Source organism: Streptomyces sp. NPDC102441, from assembly GCF_044765585.1.
In the GTDB taxonomy this organism is placed as follows: Bacteria; Actinomycetota; Actinomycetes; order Streptomycetales; family Streptomycetaceae; genus Streptomyces.
Genome location: NZ_JBIWKH010000001.1, coordinates 233,781 through 251,596 on the forward strand (window position 1 = coordinate 233,781; position 17,816 = coordinate 251,596).

Annotated in this window: 12 protein-coding genes; 3 read left to right on the top strand and 9 right to left on the bottom strand. The window is 70.6% G+C overall.

Going from position 1 to position 17,816, the window contains the following annotated elements:
- The first annotated feature begins 9 nt into the window (after positions 1-9).
- The gene (locus tag ACIREO_RS01125) at positions 10-813 is read left to right on the top strand and encodes a siderophore-interacting protein (RefSeq protein WP_404103235.1); all 804 of its coding nucleotides are present in this window, start codon (positions 10-12) and stop codon (positions 811-813) included.
- Positions 814-819: 6 nt separating this feature from the next.
- Here the strand turns inward: ACIREO_RS01125 and ACIREO_RS01130 are convergent, their stop codons facing one another.
- Positions 820-1,419: a TetR/AcrR family transcriptional regulator gene (locus tag ACIREO_RS01130; protein WP_404103237.1), complete on the bottom strand. Its 600-nt coding sequence runs from the start codon at positions 1,417-1,419 to the stop codon at positions 820-822.
- Between the two features lie 169 nt (positions 1,420-1,588).
- Between ACIREO_RS01130 and ACIREO_RS01135 the strand changes: the two genes are divergently transcribed.
- Positions 1,589-3,880: a glycoside hydrolase family 3 N-terminal domain-containing protein gene (locus ACIREO_RS01135; RefSeq protein WP_404103239.1), complete on the top strand. Its 2,292-nt coding sequence runs from the start codon at positions 1,589-1,591 to the stop codon at positions 3,878-3,880.
- 119 nt (positions 3,881-3,999) lie between these two features.
- On the opposite strand, the gene pruA is transcribed toward ACIREO_RS01135, so the two are convergent.
- Both pruA and ACIREO_RS01145 read right to left on the bottom strand, forming a co-directional pair.
- Positions 4,000-5,631, bottom strand: coding sequence for an L-glutamate gamma-semialdehyde dehydrogenase (pruA, locus tag ACIREO_RS01140; protein ID WP_404103242.1), 1,632 nt, complete (start codon positions 5,629-5,631; stop codon positions 4,000-4,002).
- A 58-nt stretch (positions 5,632-5,689) separates the two neighbouring features.
- Positions 5,690-6,616, bottom strand: coding sequence for a proline dehydrogenase family protein (locus tag ACIREO_RS01145; protein WP_404103245.1), 927 nt, complete (start codon positions 6,614-6,616; stop codon positions 5,690-5,692).
- Between the two features lie 177 nt (positions 6,617-6,793).
- Between ACIREO_RS01145 and ACIREO_RS01150 the strand changes: the two genes are divergently transcribed.
- Positions 6,794-7,933 carry a PucR family transcriptional regulator gene (locus tag ACIREO_RS01150; RefSeq protein WP_404103248.1) on the top strand — a complete coding sequence of 380 codons (1,140 nt, stop codon included), beginning with the start codon at positions 6,794-6,796 and terminating at the stop codon, positions 7,931-7,933.
- Positions 7,934-8,023: 90 nt separating this feature from the next.
- Here the strand turns inward: ACIREO_RS01150 and serA are convergent, their stop codons facing one another.
- The 6 genes from serA to ACIREO_RS01180 form a co-directional block, all read right to left on the bottom strand.
- Positions 8,024-9,616: a phosphoglycerate dehydrogenase gene (gene serA / locus ACIREO_RS01155; RefSeq protein WP_404103251.1), complete on the bottom strand. Its 1,593-nt coding sequence runs from the start codon at positions 9,614-9,616 to the stop codon at positions 8,024-8,026.
- 302 nt (positions 9,617-9,918) lie between these two features.
- Positions 9,919-10,920 (bottom strand): ketol-acid reductoisomerase, encoded by a 1,002-nt coding sequence (gene ilvC, locus ACIREO_RS01160; protein ID WP_404103254.1) that lies wholly within the window; start codon positions 10,918-10,920, stop codon positions 9,919-9,921.
- A 105-nt stretch (positions 10,921-11,025) separates the two neighbouring features.
- The gene (gene ilvN / locus ACIREO_RS01165) at positions 11,026-11,553 is read right to left on the bottom strand and encodes an acetolactate synthase small subunit (protein WP_014153920.1); all 528 of its coding nucleotides are present in this window, start codon (positions 11,551-11,553) and stop codon (positions 11,026-11,028) included.
- A gap of 22 nt (positions 11,554-11,575) precedes the next feature.
- On the bottom strand, positions 11,576-13,435 hold the full coding sequence (locus tag ACIREO_RS01170; RefSeq protein WP_404103257.1) for an acetolactate synthase large subunit: 1,860 nt from the start codon (positions 13,433-13,435) through the stop codon (positions 11,576-11,578).
- Between the two features lie 216 nt (positions 13,436-13,651).
- A complete protein-coding gene (locus tag ACIREO_RS01175; RefSeq protein ID WP_404104444.1) occupies positions 13,652-16,483 on the bottom strand; it encodes a putative bifunctional diguanylate cyclase/phosphodiesterase in 2,832 nt (943 codons plus the stop codon).
- A gap of 266 nt (positions 16,484-16,749) precedes the next feature.
- Positions 16,750-17,700, bottom strand: coding sequence for a 2-hydroxyacid dehydrogenase (locus tag ACIREO_RS01180; protein WP_404103260.1), 951 nt, complete (start codon positions 17,698-17,700; stop codon positions 16,750-16,752).
- Positions 17,701-17,816: the final 116 nt, after the last annotated feature.

The following is a 17,816-nucleotide window of genomic DNA, read 5'->3' on the forward strand; positions in this document are numbered from 1 at the left end:
ACGAACAGCATGCTGCCCAAGGTGCAGTCACCCAAGTCCCGGCGCATGATCACGCTCGAGGTGCGCCGGACCACCGTAACGACGCCCAACTTCCTCACCGTCACCCTCGGCGGCCCCGAAATCGGGCATCTGCTGCCGACCGGATCCGACCAGGGCGTGCGGCTGTTCTTCCCCCGCGCGGGACAGGCCGGTCTGACGATGCCCACCCTCTCCAGCGAGGCGTGGATGGCCCAGGTGCTGCTCCTGCCGAAGTCACGCAGACCCTGGGTGCGCAACTACACCGTCCGCCGGATCCGGCCCGAATCCGCCGAACTGGACATCGAGTTCGCCCTGCACGGCGACACCCCCGCCTGCTCCTGGGCCCTGGGCGCCCGTCCCGGCGACCCGGCGGGCGTTTTCGACATAGGCATGACCTACCTCCCGCCGGCCGACGCGGTGGGCCAGTTGCTCGTCGCGGACGAGAGCGCCGTACCCGCGGTCCTCGCCATCCTCGAGGACGCGCCCGCCTCCCTGGTCGCGGAGGTCTTCCTGGAGGTTCCGGAGACGGCGGACATCCGCAAGGACGCCGAGGCCCCTGAGGGCGTCCGGGTGCACTGGCTGGCCCGGGACGGTTCCGACGCTCTCCCCGGCCGGCTCGCACTCGACGCGGTCAAGGCGGCCACCCTGCCGCCCGGCCGCTCCTACACCTGGGCCGCAGGGGAGTCCGGCCTGGTCACCGGGGTGCGCCGGCATCTCGTACGCGACCGGGGCGTGCCGAAGCCGGACATCGCGTTCCACGGCTACTGGCGGAACGGCCGCTCCAGCCCCGGCTGACAGGTCTCAGAGGGCCACGGTGAGCTGCGCCTCGATGTGCGCGCGCAGGACGCCGGCCATGTCCGTGGCGCAGTCGCTGAGCAGCCACTGCACCTGGAGCCCGTCCATCAGGGCGATCAGCTGCCGGCCGGCGTCGGCGGGTGCGATCCCGGCGCGCAGCGCGCCCTGCACGCGCGCCTGTTCGTAGGCGAGCTGGGCACCCGCGACCGAGTTCTCGTAGCGGCGTACGAAGTATCCGTGGGCGGGGTGGTCGGCGGCCGTCGCCTCGGTGGAGACCACCGAGAACAGCTCGACGATCCCGCGCCGTCCGGCGTTCAGCGCGGCCAGTTCGGCGAAGCGCCGCAGCCGTTGGACACCCGTGGTGCCGCCGACCGAGAGCCATGCGTCGTCCACGTCGTCGCGGTGCTCCAGCACGGCGAGCAGCAGCGCCTCCTTGGTCGGGAAGTGGTGCAGCAGGCCGGTGTGCGAGATGCCGCTGCGGGTCGCGATCACCCGTAGCGACGCACCCCGGTAGCCGGCCTCGCCGAACAGGGCCATGGCCTGATCGAGGATCTCGCGCCGCTTCGCACGGCCCTTCGCGTAGCCGCGCGGTGCTTCGGCCGCCACTCGCCCCACTCTCCCGGTCCGCCGGCATCGGTCCCGCCGGCACTTCGCGCATCGGACACCCATTCAACCGCCCGGGGCCCCGGCACCCGAGATTGGGCCCCGGAGATACTTACCAGGTGGTCGGTATTGACTCTATGGTGAAGGAGAACCATTCGCGAAAGGACCCCCGGTGGCCCCCTCCCTGCCCTATCTGGACCCCGCTCTCCCCGTCGCCGAGCGGGTCGGCGACCTCCTCGGCCGCATGACCCTGGCCGAGAAGACCGGTCAGATGCTCCAGCTGAACGCCAAGAACGGGGTACGCCACCTCATCGAGGACCTGCACGCGGGCTCGCTCGTCCACGCCTCGCCGGCACATGTCCTCGAAGCGGCGGAGCTGACCGGGCGGACCCGGCTGCGCATCCCGCTGCTGGTCGCCGAGGACTGCATCCACGGCCACTCCTTCTGGGAGGGGGCCACGATCTACCCCACGCAGCTCGGTCTGGCCGCGGCCTGGGACGCGGAGCTCGTGGAGCGTGTCGCCAGGGCCACCGCCGTCGAGGTCGCGGCGACGGGCGTCCACTGGACGTTCTCGCCGGTGCTCTGCATCACCCGGGACCTGCGCTGGGGCCGGGTCAGTGAGACCTTCGGCGAGGACCCTTTCCTGATCGGCGAACTGGCGTCGGCGATGGTCCGCGGCTACCAGGGCGAGGGCCTGAGCGACCCGACGGCGATCCTGGCGTGCGCCAAGCACTTCGCGGGCTACTCCGAGACGCAGGGCGGCCGGGACGCGAGCGAGGCCGACATCTCCCGGCGCAAGCTCCGCTCCTGGTTCCTGCCCCCGTTCGAGCGGGTCGCGCGCGAGGGCTGCCGTACGTTCATGCTCGGCTACCAGTCCATGGACGGGGTGCCGATCACCGTGAACGACTGGCTGCTCAACGACGTGCTGCGCGGCGAGTGGGGCTACACCGGCACGCTGGTCACCGACTGGGACAACGTCGGCCGCATGGTGTGGGAGCAGAAGATCTACGCCGAACACGCCCAGGCCGCCGCGGCGGCGGTCCGGGCGGGCAACGACATGGTGATGGCCACCCCCCAGTTCTTCGAGGGCGCGCAGAGCGCGGTCGCCGACGGCACCCTGGACGAGGCGGAGATCGACGCCGCGGTAGCGCGCGTCCTGACGCTGAAGTTCGAGCTCGGCCTCTTCGAGAACCCCCGCCACCCCGACGCCGCCCGGCAGGCCGCCGTCATCGGCAGCACCGCGCACACCACGCTGAACCTGGAGGCCGCCCGCCGTTCGCTGGTGCTCCTCACCAACGACGGCGCCCTCCCGCTGGGCAGCACTCTCGTGCCGGACGAGGACGGGCGCGCCGTCGCCCCGGCCGGCTCGGCTCCCCGTACGGTCGCCGTCATCGGGCCCAACGCCGATGACGCGCAGACGCAGTTGGGCGACTGGGCGGGTTCCTCCGGCCAGACGGACTGGCTGCCGGACGGCCACCCGCGCGCCATGATCCGTACCGTCCTCGACGGCTTCCGCGAGCATGTACCGGACAGCTGGAACGTCACCTACGCGCGGGGCGCCGAGATCCTCTCGGTGGGTCCCGACCCGGAGGGCGCGTTCTTCCCGGACGGGCAGCCCCGCCCGGAGGTCGTCGTGCCCGCGGAGCCCTCCGACGCCCTGATCGCCGAGGCCGTCGCCGCCGCCGAGGCCGCCGATCACGTCGTAGCCGTGGTGGGCGACCGTATCGAGCTGGTCGGCGAGGGGCGCTCGACCGCGACCCTGGAGCTCGTCGGCGGCCAGGTCGCGCTGCTCGACGCGCTCGCCGCGACCGGCAAGCCGCTCGTCGTGGTGGTCATCAGCTCGAAGCCGCTGGTGCTGCCGCCGTCCGCACTCGGCGCGGCGGCGATCCTGCACGCCTTCAACCCGGGCATGCAGGGCGGCCGTGCGGTGGCGGAGGTCCTGCTGGGCCTCGTCGAGCCGTCGGGCCGGCTGCCCGTCTCCTTCGCCCGGCACGCCGGTCAGCAGCCGACGTACTACAACCAGATCCGCGGCCAGCACGGCTCCCGGTACGCCGACCTCACCCAGCGTCCTGCCTTCCTCTTCGGCGAGGGCCTGAGCTACACCACCGTGGCCTACTCCGCTCTGGAGGTGCTCACGGCGAGCGTCGGGGAGAACGACACGCTGCGGGCGCGCGTCACCGTCCACAACACCGGGGCGCGGCCCGCCCTGGAGACCGTGCAGGTGTACGTCAGCGACACCGTGACGTCCGTGACCTGGGCCGAGAAGGAGCTCAAGGCCTACAGCCAGGTGACGCTCGCCCCGGGCGAGGCGCGCGAGGTGCTGCTGGAACTCCCGGTCTCCGAGTGCACCCTCGTGGACGCCGCGGGACGGCGCGTCGTCGAGCCCGGGGCCTTCGAGCTGCTCGTCGGCCCGTCCTCGGACGACGACGCCCTCCTGCGGGCCGGTTTCACCGTGAAGGGCTGAGGGCCGGCCCCGAAATGGGAACCGCCTCCCGGCCGGCGGGGGGAGCCGGTCGGGAGGCGGAGTGCGGGGCGGGGCGCCCGGAGGGGCGCCCCGGAGGGCGGAGGCCACCCGCCACCCTCTTAGCCCTGGTGGGGGTAGGTGTAGTCGGTCGGCGCGACCAGCGTCTCCTTGATGGCGCGGGTCAGCGTCCAGCGCTGCAGGTTCTGCGGGGCGCCCGCCTTGTCGTTGGTGCCCGAGCCACGGCCGCCGCCGAAGGGCTGCTGGCCGACGACGGCACCGGTCGACTTGTCGTTGATGTAGAAGTTGCCCGCGGCGTAGCGGAGCTTGTCCATCGTGTAGGCGGCGGCCGCACGGTCGTTGGAGATGACCGCGCCCGTCAGCGCGTAGTCGGAGACCGACTCCATCTGCTCCAGCATGGCGTCGTACTTCTCGTCCTCGTAGACGTGCACGGCGAGGATCGGGCCGAAGTACTCCGTGGTGAAGACCTCGTTGGCCGGGTCGTCGCACGCGATGACCGTCGGGCGGACGAAGTAGCCGACGGAGTCGTCGTACGTGCCGCCGGCGACGATCGTGCAGGTCGGGTCGGCCGCGGCACGGTCGATCGCGGCCTTGTTCTTCGCGAAGGACCGCGCGTCGATGACGGCGCCCATGAAGTGCGACAGGTCGGTGACGTCACCCATGGCGATGGAGTCGACCTCGGCCGCGAACTCCTCCTTGAAACCGGAGTTCCAGATGGAGGCCGGGACATAGGCGCGCGAGGAGGCAGAGCACTTCTGGCCCTGGTACTCGAAGGAGCCACGGGTCAGCGCGGTCTTCAGGACGGCGCGGTCGGCGCTCGGGTGCGCGACGACGAAGTCCTTGCCGCCGGTCTCGCCGACGAGCCGCGGGTAGGTGCGGTAGTTGGCGATGTTGTTGCCGACCGTCTTCCACAGGTGCTGGAAGGTGGGGGTCGAGCCGGTGAAGTGGACACCGGCCAGGTCGCGGTGGTTCAGCGCCACCTCGGAGACGGCGATGCCGTCGCCGGTGACCAGGTTGATGACGCCCTTGGGCAGCCCGGCCTCCTCCAGGAGCTGCATCAGCAGCACGGCGGCGTGGGTCTGCGTCGGGGACGGCTTCCACACCACGACGTTGCCCATGAGGGCGGGCGCGGTGGGCAGGTTGCCCGCGATGGCCGAGAAGTTGAACGGCGTGATCGCGTAGACGAAGCCTTCGAGCGGGCGGTGGTCCATGCGGTTCCACACACCGGGGGAGTTCGCCGGCGGCTGCTCGGCGAGGATCTGGCGCGCGTAGTGCACGTTGAAGCGCCAGAAGTCGATGAGCTCGCAGGGACAGTCGATCTCGGCCTGCTGCGCGGTCTTGCCCTGGCCGAGCATCGTGGAGGCGGCCAGCGTCTCGCGCCAGGGACCGGACAGCAGCTCGGCGGCGCGCAGGATGATGGCCGCGCGGTCGTCGAAGGACATGGCGCGCCAGGCCGGAGCGGCGGCGAGGGCCGCGTCGACCGCGTCCTGGGCGTCCTGCTCGGTGGCACCGGCGAAGGTGCCGATGACGGCCTTGTGGTTGTGCGGCTGTACGACGTCGACACGCTCGCCGCGGCCCATGCGCTTCTCGCCGCCGATGGTCATCGGCAGGTCGACGGGGTTCTGGCTGAGCTCCTTGAGCTTCGCCTCCAGGCGGGCTCGCTCGGCGGTGCCGGGGGCGTAGGAGTGGACCGGCTCGTTGACCGGCGCGGGGACCTGGGTGACAGCGTCCATGAGTGCCTTGTCTCCTTGGTTGAGGTGGGTGGTCGGCCGGGCAGGTCAGCCCTGTGGTTCAGCCCTTGGTGACGACAGAGCGGGCGAAGAAGAGGAGGTTGGCCGGCTTCTCCGCGAGGCGGCGCATGAAGTACCCGTACCAGTCGGTGCCGTACGCCGTGTAGACGCGCATCCGGTGGCCCTCGGCCGCGAGCCGGACGTGCTCGTCGCTGCGGATGCCATACAGCATCTGGAACTCGTACTCGTCCAGTTTGCGCCCGGCCTGGCGTGCGAGCTCCTGGCCGATGGCGATGAGACGGGGATCGTGGGAGCCGATCATCGGGTAGCCCTCGCCCAGCATCAGCGTCTTCAGGATGCGGACGTACGCCTTGTCGATCTCCGGCTTGCTCTGGTACGCGACGGAGGCGGGCTCCTTGTAGGCGCCCTTGACCAGGCGGACCCGGCTGCCCGCGGCGGCGAGCCGGCGAGCGTCGGCCTCGGTGCGGAACAGGTAGGACTGGATCACGCAGCCGGTCTGCGGGAAGTCCTTCCGCAGCTCCTCGTGGATGGCGAACATCGAGTCGAGGGTGGTGTGGTCCTCGGCGTCCAGCGTGACCGTGGTACCGATCGCGGCGGCGGCCTCGACGACGGGGCGGACGTTGGCGAGGGCCAGCTCGTGGCCGTTTTCCAGCGCCTGGCCGAACATCGAGAGCTTGACGGACATCTCGGCCTGGGTGCCGAGGCCCAGCTCCTCGAGGCGGCCGACGAGCTCCAGGTAGGCGTCGCGCGCGGCGGCGGCCTGCTCCGGAGTGGTGATGTCCTCGCCCACGACGTCCAGGGTGACCTGGAGGCCCTTGGCGGCGGCGTCCTGGATGACGGGGACGACCTGGTCGACGCCCTCACCGGCGATGAAGCGGTCGACGACCTGCCTGGTGCCCGGCGCGGCCGAGATGAAACGACGCATCTTGTCGCTGCGTGACGCGGCGAGAATCACGGGACCCAGCACGGGGCACCTCCACGGAGTACGAACGAGGCCGGACCGGTACGCATATGAACAGACCGGGACGGCACGGAGAACCACTGTGAAATCTAGGGACCCGTGTACCCGCCTGCCATCGACAGCTGTCACGCATCCGTGTACTGGATCTCAGACATATGTCTGAAGAGGTGCGAGAATGGCGGAGTGAAGGGCGATTACCAGGAGCTGGTCGACGAGATCTCCGCGCTGCTCAGCGCCCCCGCGACGCTGGAGAACCGCGATTTCGGCCTGGTCGCCTTCGGGGCCCACGACAGCGACGACGACACGGCCATGGACCCCGTCCGTACGCGCTCGATCCTCACCCGGCGCTCCACCCCCGCGGTCCGCGCCTGGTTCGAGGGTTTCGGCATCACCCGTGCGACGGGCCCGGTCCGCATCCCGGCAGCCCCGGAGGCCGGGGTTTTCCGGGACCGCATCTGCCTTCCGGTACGCCATCGGGGTGTCGTCCTGGGTTATGTATGGCTGCTGGACGCCGACCCGGGGCCCGCCGAAGGGCAGCTGACCGCGGCGATGGACGTGGCGTCCCGGATCGGGGCCCTGCTCGCCGACGAGGAGCGGGCGGGCTCGGACCTGTCGAGAGAGTTCGGCGCGGTGCTCGTCGCGGGGCGCGGCTGGCAGCGTGACATGGCGGTGGCCGCGCTGCACGACGCCCTGGGGGCCGACGCGGACGGACTGCACACGGTGGTGTGCGTGACCCCGTGGCCCGGGGAGACCCCGTCCGTGCGCACGGTGCCGTCGGCGGCGGCCCTCGCCACTGCGCCCGGGGCCGGCGGCCAGGCCCTGGCCGCCCTGGTCCGGCTGCGCTCCCCCGAGGCGCTCGACCCGGCGACGACGGCCGCCCAGCGGCTGCGCACCGCCGCCGGGCCCGCCGCGACCGGTGGTCTCGCCGCCCCGCGCCGGGGTCTGGCGGAGCTGGCCGACTCCTGGCACGAGGCCCTGTCCGCCGCCCGCGCCGCCTCGGCGGAGTCCCGCTACGGCCCGGTCGCCGACTGGTCGGCCATCGGCCCCTACCGGCTCCTGGCCGCCCTCCCCAGCGCCGCGGACACCCCGCCGGACCGGGCCGTGCGTCCCCTGCTGACCCCGCCCCACGCCGAACTGGCCCGCACCGCCGAGGTGTTCCTCGACTGCGCGGGCCAGGCGAGCCGGACGGCCGCCGAGCTGGGGATCCACCGCCAGACGCTCTACTACCGGCTCTCCCGGGTCCAGCAGCTCACCGGCCTCGACCTGAACGACGGCGAGGACCGCCTGCTGCTGCACATGGCGCTGAAGCAGGCTCGGCTGTGAGCGCGTGAGACCCCGGGGGCCGCGTACGACCGCGCCCGGCGGACAGAGCGAAGTCTGTCCGCCGGGCGCGGTCGTACGTGCGGAAGACGGTCAGTCGGTGAGGTTCACCGAGCGGGCCGAGGCGGCACCGATCTCGTCGGAGATCTCGTTGAGGACCGACTGCGGGATGGTGTCGTCGACAGTGAGGACGACCAGCGCCTCACCGCCGGCGTCCTGCCGGGAGACCTGCATGCCGGCGATGTTCAGCCCGGCCTCTCCGAGGATCTTGCCGACCGCGCCGACGACGCCGGGACGGTCCTCGTACCTCAGGACGACCATGTGGTCGGCGAGCGCCAGGTCGACATCGTGCTCACCGATCGCGACGATCTTCTGGAGGTGCTTGGGTCCGGCCAGCGTGCCGGAGACCGCGACCTCCTCGCCGTTCGACAGCGTGCCCCGGACGGTCACCACGTTGCGGTGGTCCGGCGACTCGGAGCTGGTGGTGAGGCGGACCTCGACACCGCGCTCCTGCGCGAAGAGCGGGGCGTTGACGTAGCTGACGGTCTCGTCGACGACGTCCTCGAAGACGCCCTTGAGCGCGGAGAGTTCGAGCACCTTGACGTCGTGCTGGGTGATCTCGCCGTACACCTCGACGTCGAGGCGGGCCGCGACCTCGCCCGCGAGCGCGGTGAAGATCCGGCCGAGCTTCTCGGCGAGCGGCAGTCCGGGGCGCACGTCCTCGGCGATGACACCGCCCTGGACGTTGACCGCGTCGGGGACGAGCTCACCGGCGAGCGCCAGGCGGACGGACTTGGCGACCGCGATGCCCGCCTTCTCCTGCGCCTCGTCGGTGGAGGCACCGAGGTGCGGGGTGCAGACGACCTGGTCGAACTGGAACAGCGGGGAGTCCGTGCAGGGCTCCTTGGTGTACACGTCCAGACCGGCGCCGGCGACCCGGCCCTCCTTGAGGGCGGAGGCGAGCGCCTCCTCGTCGACGATGCCGCCACGCGCGGCGTTGACGATGCGCACCGAGGGCTTCACCTTGTGCAGCGCGTCGTCGCCGATGAGGCCGAGCGTCTCGGGGGTCTTGGGCAGGTGCACCGTGATGAAGTCGGAGACCTCGAGCAGCTCGTCCAGCGTGAGGAGCTTGACGCCCATCTGTGCGGCGCGCGCGGGCTGCACGTAGGGGTCGTACGCGACGATCTTCATGCCGAAGGCCGACATGCGCTGCGCGACCAGGACGCCGATGCGGCCGAGGCCGACGACGCCGAGGGTCTTCTCGCTGAGCTCGACACCCGTGTACTTGGAGCGCTTCCACTCGCCGTTCTTCAGGGCGGTGTTGGCCTGCGGGATGTTGCGCGCGGTCGCGACGAGAAGGCCACAGGCCAGCTCGGCGGCGGTGACGATGTTGGACGTCGGCGCGTTGACGACCATCACGCCGGCCTTGGTGGCCGAGGAGACGTCGACGTTGTCCAGACCGACGCCCGCGCGGGCGACGACCTTCAGGTGCTTCGCCGCGGCGATGGCCTCGGCGTCGACCTTGGTGGCGGAACGCACCAGGATCGCGTCGACGTCGACGATCGCGGGGAGGAGCTCGGCGCGGTCCGCGCCGTTGCAGTGCCGGATCTCGAAATCCGGACCCAGGGCGTCGACCGTGGCGGGCGACAGCTCTTCGGCGATGAGTACGACAGGTTTCGAGCTCACGTGTGTCCTCACAAGTCCAGTGCGGACGGCCGTCCCGACGGCCGCAGGCGGTGGAGGGGCTAGCCGCGTGGAAGACGCACGACACTGTGGGCCCTGACGCGTGTATGTGTTGGTGAGAGTGTAGTCATGCGGCCGGGCACATACTGCGCCCCGGTGGAAGGATCACCCGCAAGGGGTGGACGGTCTGTACAGACGTACGGCGCCGTCTCCTGCCACCCTCCTCTCCCCGCAGTGACACGGGGTGTGAGGCCGGCCTTGCGCCGAGGGGCAGGCCCGGTGCGGACCTGCCCCTCGGCGAGAACTCAGGCGTCCTCGTCGTCGACCCAGCTCATGAGCTTGCGGAGCTCCTTGCCTGTGGTCTCCAGCAGGGACTCGCTGTCGGCCTTCTTGTACTCGTTGTACTTGGGCAGACCGTTGTGGTACTCGGCCATCCACGCCTTGGCGAACGTGCCGTCCTGGATCTCGGCGAGGATCTTCTTCATCTCGGCCTTGGTGGCGTCGGTGATGATGCGCGGGCCGGTGACGTAGTCGCCCCACTCGGCGGTCTCCGAGATGGACCAGCGCATCTTGTCGAGGCCGCCCTCGTACATGAGGTCCACGATGAGCTTCAGCTCGTGGAGGCACTCGAAGTACGCGATCTCCGGCTGGTAGCCGGCCTCGGTCAGCGTCTCGAAACCGGCCTTGACCAGGGCGGCGGTGCCACCACAGAGGACGGCCTGCTCACCGAACAGGTCGGTCTCGGTCTCCTCGGTGAAGGTCGTCTTGATGACGCCGGCGCGGGTGCCGCCGATGCCCTTCGCGTAGGACAGGGCGAGCTCCAGGCCCTTGCCCGTCGGGTTCTGCTCGACGGCCACGATGCACGGGACGCCGCGGCCCTCCTCGTACTGGCGGCGGACCAGGTGGCCCGGGCCCTTCGGGGCGACCATGCAGACGTCGACGTTGGCCGGCGGCTTGATGAAGTCGAAGCGGATGTTCAGGCCGTGGCCGAAGAACAGCGCGTCGCCGTCCTTGAGGTTGTCCTTGACGGACTCCTCGTAGACCTGGGCCTGGATCGGGTCCGGGACCAGGATCATGATGACGTCGGCCTCGGCGGCGGCCTCGGACGGGGTCACCACGCGCAGGCCCTGCTCCTCGGCCTTGGCCTTGGACTTCGAACCCTCGTGCAGACCGACACGGACGTCGACACCCGAGTCACGCAGCGACAGCGCGTGGGCGTGCCCCTGGCTGCCGTAACCGAGGACCGCGACCTTACGGCCCTGGATGATGGACAGGTCGGCATCGTCGTCGTAGAACAGCTCGGCCACTGGGTCTTCTCCTTGGTGTGCAGGTGTTGCGTCCCACCGTACGGCGGGGTGCGTCGGATACGTTGCCGGGTCTCGCCATACGAGCGGCGAGGGGCCCGTGCGGGGTCACGCCGTACGGTCGAGTGCGCGCAGAGAACGGTCGGTGATCGAGCGCGCGCCGCGCCCTATGGCGATGGTGCCGGACTGGACGAGCTCCTTGATGCCGAACTGCTCCAGCATCTTGAGCATGGCCTCCAGCTTGTCGGCGCCCCCTGTCGCCTCGATCGTGACGGCCTCGGGGGAGACGTCCACGGTCTTGGCGCGGAACAGCTGGACGATCTCGACGATCTGGGAGCGGGTCTCGTTGTCGGCGCGGACCTTCACCAGGACGAGCTCCCGCTGGATCGCTGCGGTGGGCTCGAGTTCGACGATCTTCAGGACGTTGACCAGCTTGTTGAGCTGCTTGGTCACCTGTTCCAGGGGCAGGCCCTCGACATTCACGACAATGGTGATGCGTGAGATGTCGGGATGTTCGGTGGTACCGACCGCGAGCGAGTCGATGTTGAAGCCGCGCCGGGAGAACAGGGCCGTGATCCGGGCGAGGACACCCGGCTTGTTCTCGACCAGGACGGAGAGCGTGTGTTTGGTGGACATGGAGTCGGTCTCTCTCTGTCTCTCAGTCGTCTTCGTTGTCGCCGAAGTCGGGGCGGACGCCACGCGCCGCCATGACCTCGTCGTTGGAGGTGCCGGCGGCGACCATCGGCCACACCATGGCGTCCTCGTGGACGATGAAGTCGATGACGACCGGGCGGTCGTTGATCGCGTTGGCCTCGGCGATGGCCTTGTCCAGGTCGGCCGGGTCCTCGCAGCGGATGGCGTAGCAGCCCATGGCCTCGGACAGCTTGACGAAGTCCGGCACACGGGTGCCCTTGGCGGGGATGCCGTCCGTGTCCGCGCCGGAGTGCAGCACGGTGTTGGAGTACCGCTGGTTGTAGAACAGGGTCTGCCACTGGCGGACCATCCCGAGCGCGCCGTTGTTGATGATGGCGACCTTGATCGGGATGTTGTTGAGCGCGCAGGTGGTGAGTTCCTGGTTGGTCATCTGGAAGCAGCCGTCGCCGTCGATCGCCCAGACCGCGCGCTCGGGCATGCCGGCCTTGGCGCCCATCGCGGCCGGGACGGCGTAGCCCATGGTCCCGGCGCCGCCGGAGTTGAGCCAGGTGGCGGGCTGCTCGTACTGGATGAAGTGCGAGGCCCACATCTGGTGCTGGCCGACGCCCGCCGCGAAGATCGTGCCCTCGGGGGCGAGTTCGCCGATGCGCTGGATGACCTGCTGCGGCGAGAGGCTGCCGTCCTCCGGCAGGTCGTAGCCGACCGGGTAGGTCTCGCGCCAGCGGTTGAGGTCCTTCCACCAGGCCGCGTAGTCGCCCTTACGGCCCTCGGTGTGCTCGGCCTGGACCGCCTGGACGAGGTCGGCGATGACCTCGCGGGCGTCGCCGACGATCGGGACGTCGGCGGCGCGGTTCTTGCCGATCTCGGCCGGGTCGATGTCCGCGTGGACGATCTTGGCGTACGGGGCGAAGCTGTCCAGCTTGCCGGTGACCCGGTCGTCGAACCTGGCCCCGAGCGCGACGATCAGGTCGGCCTTCTGCAGCGCGGTGACGGCGGTGACCGCACCGTGCATGCCGGGCATCCCCACGTGCAGCGGGTGACTGTCGGGGAAGGAGCCGAGCGCCATCAGGGTGGTGGTGACGGGCGCTCCGGTGAGCTCTGCCAGGACCTTCAGCTCGGCGGTGGCACCGGCCTTCATGACGCCGCCGCCGACGTAGAGCACCGGCCGCTTGGCCTGGGTGATGAGCTTGGCGGCCTCGCGGATCTGCTTGGCGTGCGGCTTGGTGACCGGGCGGTAGCCGGGCAGATCCATCGTCGGCGGCCAGCTGAAGGTGGTCTTCGACTGCAGCGCGTCCTTGGCGATGTCGACCAGGACCGGTCCCGGGCGGCCGGTGGAGGCGATGTGGAAGGCCTCGGCGATGGTGTGCGGGATGTCCTCGGCGCGCGTGACCAGGAAGTTGTGCTTGGTGATCGGCATGGTGATGCCGCAGATGTCGGCTTCCTGGAAGGCGTCCGTACCGATGGCGGAGGAGGCCACCTGCCCGGTGATCGCGACCATCGGGACGGAGTCCATGGCCGCGTCGGCGATCGGGGTGACCAGGTTGGTGGCGCCGGGGCCGGAGGTGACCATGCAGACGCCGACCTTGCCGGTGGCCTGGGCGTAACCGGTGGCGGCGTGACCGGCGCCCTGCTCGTGGCGGACCAGGATGTGACGGACCCGGGTGGAGTCCATCAGCGGGTCGTACGCCGGCAGGATGCAGCCGCCGGGGAGCCCGAATACGGTGTCGGCGCCGACTTCCTCGAGAGAACGGATGAGGGACTGCGCGCCCGTGAGGTGCTCAACGGCGGAGGCGGAGGACGGTCCGCCGTTACGGGCCCGCGGCTGCGGGTGCTGGGCCCCGGTGGCCTGCTCGGTCATCGGCATTCTCTTCTCGAAGCTGAGGGTTTATGCGGTGTTTTTTTGGTGTTTCGAAAGGTCCCGGTGCAACAAAAAACCCCTCGTGCCGTGAGGCAAGCGAGGGGAGCGCGCCGGTGCGGTCTGCAGGGTGTCTGTGAGTGACCCTGCTTCAGCCGACGCGCTTTCCAAGTACGAGAATTCGGGTGCGCATGGCATTGACCCTCTCTCCGGCACGCGAAGGTGTCAAGTGGGTGGGACGGGCGTCTCATCATGTGAGCGGCCCCGGAGCGGGATCGCGCCACCCGCGAGCACCGGCTGAGCGGCCTGGCCGATGCCCGGGACGGGATACTTCCCCCTGATCAGGGTGCGCCGCAGCCGGTACTCGTCGAGGGGGCCCGCGAAGGCCATCCCCTGCCCGTGCGTGCACCCCATGGCCCGCAGTGCGCGCACCTGTTCGGGCACGTCCACCCCGTCGGCCACTGACTGCATCCCGAGATCTCCGGCGATGCGCAGCAGCCCGCTGGTGATCTTGTGCAGTCTCGCCGACTCGACGACCCCCTCCACCAGGCACCTGTCCAGCTTCAGTACGTCGATGGGGAGCCGGCGCAGGGCGTTGACCGCGGCGTACCCGCTGCCGAATCCGTCGAGGGCGATCCGGACGCCGAGCCGGCGCAGAGCGACCAGCCGCCGCTCCAGCTCGTCGACGGAGATCCGCGAGTCGCTGTCCGACACCTCGATCATCAGGGCGCCGGAGGGCAGTCCGTGCCGGGTCAGGAGCGCCTCGACGGACCCCAGGGGCAGGGCTCGGTCCAGGAGCCGGGCGGCCGACACACGCACCGAGACGGAGACCGGATGCCCGGCCCGGGACCGGTCGGCGGCCTGCTCGACCGCCTCCTCCAGGAGCCAGGTGCCGAGCTCGGCGGCGCGGTCGCTGTCCTCGGAGACGCGGAGGAACTCGGCGGGGGTGAACAGGATGCCCTGGGCCGAACGCCAGCGGGCCTGGGCGGCGACGGCGGCGACCGTGCCGCTGGCCAGGTGGACGACGGGCTGGTGGAGCAGGGAGAACTCACCGTCGCGCAGGGCGGTGCGGAGCCGTGCCGCGAGCTCGGAGCGGCGCACTACGTCCGCCTGCATCTGGGGGGCGTACAGCTCGACGCGGTCCTTGCCGCTCGCCTTCGCGCGGTACATGGCGAGGTCGGCGTTGCGCATGAGGTCCTTGGGCGTGATGGAGGGCTCGGCGAAGGCGACCCCGATGGAGGCGGCCACCCGGACCTCACCGGTGCCGATCCGGTACGGCTGGGAGAGCCTGAGACGCAGCCGGTCGGCGATGTCGTGGACCTGATACTCCCTGGCCGCCTGGTCGCGGGTGCCGTCCCCGACGATGAGCGCGGCGAACTCGTCGCCCCCGAGGCGTGCCGCGGTGTCCGAGGTGCGTACTGACTCCTGGAGGCGGCGTGCGGCCTGGACGAGGAGCTCGTCGCCCGCCTGGTGGCCGATGGAGTCGTTGACCGCCTTGAAGCCGTCGAGGTCGATGAAGAGCACGGCGGTGCCCGGGTCCCCGGCCCGGCGGCCTCCGAGCGCCTGACGGACCCGGGTGGTGAAGAGGGCGCGGTTGGGCAGGTCGGTGAGCGGGTCGTGCTCGGCGTTGTGCTGGAGCTGCGCCTGCAGCCTGACCCGCTCGGTCACATCACGGCTGTTGAGCAGCAGGCCGCCCTGGTGACGGTTGACGGTGGACTCCACGTGGAGCCAGTCGCCCGAGCCCGATCCGAATCTGCACTCGATCCGGGTGGTGGGCTCCTCCCTGGAAGGCGCGGCGAGGAAGCGCCGCAGCTCGTGGACCACTCCCCCGAGGTCATCGGGGTGGATGATCGACGACAGCTCCGCACCGACGAGGTCCTCGGCGTCGCGGCGGTAGACCCCGGCCGCCGCCGGGCTCACGTAACGGAGCACTCCGCTGGGTTCGGCGATCATGATGACGTCGCTCGACCCCTGCACCAGGGAGCGGAAGTGGTTCTCCTTCTGGGCGAGTTCCTGGGTGAGCGTGATGTTGTCGAGAAGCATGATGGCCTGGCGGAGGACCAGGGCGAGCACGACCGTGCATCCGGTGAGGACCACGACCCGGTCGACCCTGCGGCCCTCCACCACGTTGTACAGGATGCCCAGGGTGCAGACCGCCGCGGCCAGATACGGCGTGAGCGCGGCGAGGGACCCGGCGATCGGGCGGCTCGCGGCTCGCGGCTCCGGGCAGGGGGCCTCGACAGCGTTGTCCTGGCCCCGGCGAGCGCCCCAGGGGGCGTACGCGAGGAGCAGGGAACCGGCGAACCAGCCCGCGTCCAGCAGCTGGCCCGACTGGTAGGCCGAGCGCAGCAGCGGTGCTGTGAACAGGGCGTCGCACAGCACGGTCAGGGCGAGGCCGGCGATGGCGGTGTTCACCGCGGAGCGGTTCATGTTGACGCGCCGGAAGTGCAGCGCGAGGACCATGGAGACCAGCACGATGTCGAGCAGCGGGTAGGCCAGCGAGAGCGCCGCCCTGGCCACGCTCTCCCCCGCGGCGTTGACGACATGGGCGGTGTGGGCCAGCGCGAGGCTCCAGGAGAGCGTCAGCAGGGATCCGCCGATCAGCCAGGCGTCCAGCACCAGGCAGACCCATCCGGCCCGGGTGACGGGCCGCTTGGCCAGGACGAGCAGCCCGACGATGGCGGGCGGTGCGAAGCAGAGGAAGAAGAGGTCCGCGAGGGAGGGGGCGGGCACCGGGCGGGTGAGCACCACCTCGTACCACCCCCAGACCGCGTTGCCTCCGGCGGCCATGGCCGAGGAGAGCGAGAAGAGGAGCCAGGCGGGCCGGAACCGGTTCCCGCCGGCGCGGGCGTAGAGGAAGCACGACACGGCGGCGATCAGGGCGGCGACGCAGAGGCCGAAGTCGCCCATGAACAGGGCGGCTCCGGGCGACCCCCAGCCGAACGCGGCCCCCACCGCATATCCGGCGCAGACGGCACCGAGGATGAGCTGGGAACGCAGCCCCACGGTCCGTCCGGAGGCCGGCTGCCGGGAGAGCAGGGCCGCGAGGGCGCTCACCGGAGGGCTCCAGGGATGGGCCCCGGCGCCCTCGCCGCCGCCCGCCTCGCCTGCCCGCCCCGCCGCGTCGGATCGTCTCTCCACTGGCCGAACATCGCCCGTCGCCCCCTCGCGTTCCGCTTCCCCCCGGCGCCGTCCCTTCCACGGCGCAGCCCTCTTGTGGACGATACACCAGAGCCGTCACTCAGGGACATACCTTCTCTACTCTCCGTTACCACCTGCGGTGTTACCGGAACGCAGCGCCGCCGAAAAGCTTCGGAGCGTGGTCAGCCGGTCGTCAGGACGAGGTTGGCGACCGGCTCTCCGGCGGCGAACCGGGTGAGCTGTCCGGCCAGCAGGCGCTTGGCCCGGGGCAGGAACGCGGAGGTGCTGCCGCCCACATGAGGGGTGATCAGTGTGTGGGGAGCATGCCAGAGAGGATGGCCCGCGGGCAGCGGTTCGGGGTCGGTCACGTCGAGCGCGGCACGCAGTCGCCCGGACTCGAGTTCGGACAACAGGGCGTCGGTGTCGACGACGGCGCCCCGCGCGACGTTCACGAGCAGTGCGCCGTCCCGCATGGCGGCGAGGAAGCCGGGGCCCACCAGCCCTTGTGTGGACGGATTCAGCGGGGTGGACAGGATGACGATGTCGGCCTCGGGAAGCAGGGCGGGCAGATCGTCGAGCGCGTGTACGGGGCCGCGTGCGGTTGCCCGTGCGGAGCGCGCGACGCGCACCACCCGCGCGCACTCGAAGGGTTCGAGCCTGTCCTCGATGGCCGAGCCGATCGATCCGTAACCGACCACGAGAACCGACTTGTCGGCGAGCGCCGGATAGAAGCCGGACCGCCACTCCTCCTTGTCCTGGCCGTGGACGAATCCGGGGAACCCCCGGAGCGAGGCGAGGATCAGGGCGAGTGCGAGCTCGGCCGTCGAGGCCTCGTGCACGCTCTTGGCGTTGCACAGCCGCACCCCGGTGGGCAGCAGACCGATCCCCGGCTCCACGTGGTCGATTCCCGCGGAGAGGGTCTGGACGACCTGGACGGCGTGCATCCCCTTGAGCGGACGGACCGCGACCTCCGGGCCCTTCATGTAAGGAACGACGTAGAACGCGCAGTCGGCGGGATCCGCCGGGTACTCCCGGCCGCCGTCCCACAAGCGGTAGTTGAGACCCTCGGGGAGGCCGTCGATCTCATCGGCGGGGAACGGGAGCCATACGTCGGCAGCAGATGTGGAAGTCATGGCCAGGAGGCTATGCGAAGGGCACGGAACCGCAGAGGTTACTTTGGGGCTGGTGGCCCCGTGATCACGGGGCGAGGGAGGGTTCGGGGAGTTGGAGCGCAGGACTATCGGTGCGG

Excerpts from the sequence above, each read along its gene's own strand:
- ACIREO_RS01125 (WP_404103235.1), top strand. The coding sequence starts at position 10 with ATGCTGCCCAAGGTGCAGTCACCCAAGTCCCGGCGCATGATCACGCTC.
- pruA (WP_404103242.1), bottom strand. The coding sequence starts at position 5,631 with ATGGACGCTGTCACCCAGGTCCCCGCGCCGGTCAACGAGCCGGTCCAC.
- ilvN (WP_014153920.1), bottom strand. The coding sequence starts at position 11,553 with ATGTCCACCAAACACACGCTCTCCGTCCTGGTCGAGAACAAGCCGGGT.
- ACIREO_RS01170 (WP_404103257.1), bottom strand. The coding sequence starts at position 13,435 with ATGCCGATGACCGAGCAGGCCACCGGGGCCCAGCACCCGCAGCCGCGG.
- ACIREO_RS01180 (WP_404103260.1), bottom strand. The coding sequence starts at position 17,700 with ATGACTTCCACATCTGCTGCCGACGTATGGCTCCCGTTCCCCGCCGAT.